The sequence below is a fragment of the Streptomyces sp. NPDC002784 genome, assembly GCF_053592135.1.
On record NZ_JBSFVD010000104.1, the window covers coordinates 1 to 3,828 of the forward strand.

Annotated in this window: 4 protein-coding genes and 1 pseudogene; 3 read left to right on the forward strand and 2 right to left on the reverse strand. The window is 67.9% G+C overall.

The genetic code is table 11. The annotated features are described in order from the left end of the window. Positions 1-221, reverse strand: a 221-nt coding sequence (locus ACWD1Z_RS36705) for a LysE family translocator (protein ID WP_451125160.1), incomplete at its 3' end; no start/stop codon positions are given. Positions 222-341: 120 nt separating this feature from the next. On the opposite strand from ACWD1Z_RS36705, the gene ACWD1Z_RS36710 reads away from it, so the two are divergent. The 3 genes and pseudogenes from ACWD1Z_RS36710 to ACWD1Z_RS36720 all read left to right on the forward strand — a co-directional run bounded on the left by ACWD1Z_RS36710 (position 342) and on the right by ACWD1Z_RS36720 (position 2,491). After that, positions 342-737: a transposase gene (locus ACWD1Z_RS36710; protein WP_451125154.1), complete on the forward strand. Its 396-nt coding sequence runs from the start codon at positions 342-344 to the stop codon at positions 735-737. 107 nt (positions 738-844) lie between these two features. Then, on the forward strand, positions 845-1,858 hold the full coding sequence (locus tag ACWD1Z_RS36715; protein WP_451125156.1) for an SGNH/GDSL hydrolase family protein: 1,014 nt from the start codon (positions 845-847) through the stop codon (positions 1,856-1,858). Positions 1,859-1,885: 27 nt separating this feature from the next. Next, a pseudogene (locus ACWD1Z_RS36720) lies at positions 1,886-2,491 on the forward strand (transposase). Between the two features lie 162 nt (positions 2,492-2,653). Here ACWD1Z_RS36720 and ACWD1Z_RS36725 read toward each other — a convergent pair. Next, a partial coding sequence (locus ACWD1Z_RS36725) for an ABC transporter permease (RefSeq protein WP_451125158.1) occupies positions 2,654-3,828 on the reverse strand: 1,175 nt, incomplete at its 5' end.

Sequence of the window (3,828 nt, forward strand, 5' to 3'; positions counted from 1 at the left end):
AAGACGAGGTAGGCGGCTCCGGCCAGCTTGATCACGTTGAAGAGCAAGACCGAACGCTCGACCACGCTCCCGACGCCCATGGCCACCGCGATGACAAGCACGTAGCCGCCGAGCGCGTTGCCGAGGACAGAGGACAACGCCGTTCTGCGCCCGTGGGTGAAGGCTCGTCCGATGACGAAGAGCACGCTCGGTCCTGGGAGGGCTGACAGAAGTAACGACATGGCGCAGAAGGCGAGCAGAGGATCTTGTGCCAGGCTGCTCCGACAGTGTTGGTCATGCTGTGATTGTGCTTGTCCTGCGGCGCCATCACCGATGATCACCTTCTGGTAGATCGTGGCCGGATGCACCGACATGAACTCACCGACCAGGAGTGGGACTTACTCGCTCCGCTCATACCCCAGGCCGTAACTGGCCGACCGGGGGCGAACGACCGGCAGGTCAGCAACGGGATGGTCTACAAGATCCGCACAGACCTGCCGTGGCGTGACGTTCCCGACCGCTACGGGCCACGGCAAACGGTCTACACCCGCTTCCGTCACTACGCGTTGAGCGACGTTTTCGCCCAGGCCCTCCAGCAGATCCAGGGCCAGGCTGATGCGGCCGACGACATCGACTGGCTCGTCCAGATCGACTCCACCATCGTGCGAGCGCATCGTTCCCGTGATCGCCCTGAGCCACCTCGTGGACGCGCTGCGCAGGATCTAGGCGCGTTTCTGAGCCGGCGTCCGGCCCTGTAGGCGAACTATCGCCGAGCGGACCAATTCGCTACTCCCGCTCTGGACGTGGGCGCCCGGAGCCGACACCGTGGTGCGCTCGTCGTCGCACGGAGAGCTGGGAGGTTCAAGTGAACGAGGGACGAAGCCGGTTGAGAGGTGGCACCCTCGCCGCCGCAGTGCTCGCTCTGGTGGTAGCCGCAGTATTCGGCTGGCGGGTGATGGTCGACTCCGACCCTTCGGGCGCGGCCGCCGCACCCGCACCCCCCGCTACCCCCACGTCCGCCGGAAAAGCGGCCGAAAAGAGCCCCCACCCGGAAGCCGAGTCGGAAGCGGAACCGGGGACCAACCCCTCGCCACCCGCAGATCCCACCGACGACCCCGCCCACAAACCCGTCCGTGCCCTCTACCTGGGCGACTCCATCGCCCTGGAGAACCACAACATTCTCGCCGACCTCCTCCAGGACTCTGGCACCGCGACCCTGCACAGCGCCCCGCACTCCGGCACCACGCTCTGCGACTATATGCAGGGCAAGACCGGGGACTCTCTCCTCGTCCCCCGCCACCACAAGGCGGCCGCACTGGTGCGCGCGCAGCGGCCCCAGGTCGTGGTGCTCCAGTTCTGGGGCAACTCCTGGATCTACACGCCTTGCATGGGCAAGATACTCGCGCCCCAGCGCGCCTACTACGAGCGGTACGCCGCCGACGCCCGCGCCCTGACCGTTGAGATCGAGCGCGCGGCGGCCGACGTGGGCATCGAGCGTCCCAAGCTCGTCTGGGTGCTCCAGGGCCCCGATCCGATGGCCCCGGACCGCATCCGGCGCGTCAACGAAATCTACAAGGCCCAGGCCGCGTCGGCTGGCGACCTCACCGCCGACGCGGGCGCCGCGGTGTCCCGCGCGGGCGACCGCTACACCTGGGTGCAGCGGCTGCCCTGCAATGCGTACGAGCGCGCCCATCCCGAGTACTGCACCGAGGGCACGACCACCGAACTGCACCACGACAAGGACTACTTGCACTTCTGCTTGGAGCCGATGACCAAGGACCCCAAGCCGTGTGTGAAACGGTCGCCGGGCGTGATGCGCTACTGCCAGGCGATCGCGGCGACGGTCGCGCAGCACGCACGCGGGACGCGACAGGACTAGGGTCGGTCTTCAAAGATCGTCCGGGTGGTGGATCATGGTGTCGTAGTACGTCGCTGTGAACTCACTGACCGGGAGCGGGAGTTATTCGCTCCGCTGATACCCCGGGCCGCGACGGGGCGGCCTCGCATGGAGGACCGGCAGGTCATCAACGGGATGGTCTACAAGATCCGCACCGGGATCTCGTGGCCGGACGTGCCGGAACGCTACGGGCCGTGGAAGACCGTGTACACCCGCTTCCGCCGCTACGCCCTCGACGGAGTGTTCACACGGGCCCTCCACCAGATCCAAGCTCGTGCCGCGCGGCCGGAGACATCGACTGGCTGGTCCAGATCGACTCCACCATCGTCCACACTCACCAGCACGCCGCCGCCCCCGGCCGAAAGGGGGCGGCACCGGTAGGACACCATCCCCGAAAAGACCGACCAGCGACGGCACCGCCTCAGGCGTGGTGGCCACGGCGGCCGACCGCCAGGATTCAACCGGGAGACCTACCAGCGGCGCAACATGATCGAGCGCTGCTTCAACCGGCTCACGGGCTTCCGGTGGATCGCCACGAGATACGAAAAGACCGCCACTTCCTACGAAGCGGCGGTCATCCTCGCATCGTTCCTGCTCTGGGCAAGATCCGTTTGAAGACGAACCCGAGTACTGCAACGGCGAGCACCGTTGCAGTACTAACTAGCTCAGGTCCCTTTCCGCGCTCAGTGCATTGCGCGCGAGTGACGAGCCCGCCGCGCCCGCGACGACCGGACCGGTGCCGTCAGGCGAGGCGCGCTCAGGTTCACCTGCGGTGCCTCATTCGTTGTGCAGGACCTGCGCGATCGTCAGCCGTGCCGCGCGTCGTGCCGGAATGAACGCCCCGAGCAGCGCTGTCGCCAGGCCGGCCAGTGCCAGGGCGGCGAGGGCCGGGAGCTGCCAGACGTCCATCATGTAGGAGGGCAGGTCGATGTCCACGGCGTCCGCCATCCGCGGGACGACCAGGTGGTGACCGGCCATACCCAGAGGGATGCCGACGAGCGAACCGATCGCGCCGAGCACCGCCATCGACGTCATCGTCATGACGATGACCTGACGGGGAGTCATGCCGATGGACTTGAGCATGCCCAAGTCGCGTCGCCGGTCCTGGGTGTTGAGAACCACCGTGTTGAAGACGCCGAGGGCGGCGACCACGGTGAGCATCAGGGTGAGCGCCATCGCGGAGCCGACGATGGTCTGGGTGACGGTGTTGGAGCCGACCGGGGCGGGGCTGATGCCGGGGTCCGCGGCTCTGGCGGCGCGCGCGTATGCGGCCGGGTCGGCGCCCTCGCGGAGCTTGACGTGGTAGGCGATGGGCTCTTCCTGCGGGGCGAGCCTGGTCAGAGTGGACCAATTGGTGGCGAGCAGTTGGGCGTTGCTGTCCATGATCGCGCCCACGACCGTCAGCGTCTGCCGACGCTCGCCCTTCTCCAGCCGGACACGGTCGCCGACGCGCAGGTCGTGGTGGCGCAGGAAGGCCGACGAGGCCACGACCTCGCCGGTGTGGCGCATCCAGCGGCCGTCGGTGAGGACGCCGCCCAGCCGGATCTCGTCGCCACGGCGGCCCTCGAACCACACTTCCTGGTCGGTGCCGGTCATGCGCACTTCGGCGTTCGCGCGCGCTGTGACCTCGATCGCGGCGGGCAGGGAACGCAGCAGTGCATGGAGTTCGAGGTCGGAGTGTTCCGGCGTGATCTCCTTGCCGTTCTTGTGATTGGTCGCGTAGTCCGTGACCTGGTAGTCGTCCCGGCCCGCGTCGCCGAACCTGGTCATCGTCGTGGCCAGGCCGGTGGCGAACGTCACGGTCGTCACTCCCAGGACCACGGCGGCCAGGGTGAGCGCGCTGCGTCCGGGCCTCGCGAACGGCAGCCCCACGCCGAGGCTCACCGATCGAGGCAGCAACCCACTGCCCGCCAAGCGTTGTTGGATGCCCAGCGCCCGCCCGGCGCGCGGGG

Coding starts and splice junctions, on each gene's coding strand:
- ACWD1Z_RS36710 (WP_451125154.1), top strand. CDS start 342: ATGCACCGACATGAACTCACCGACCAGGAGTGGGACTTACTCGCTCCG.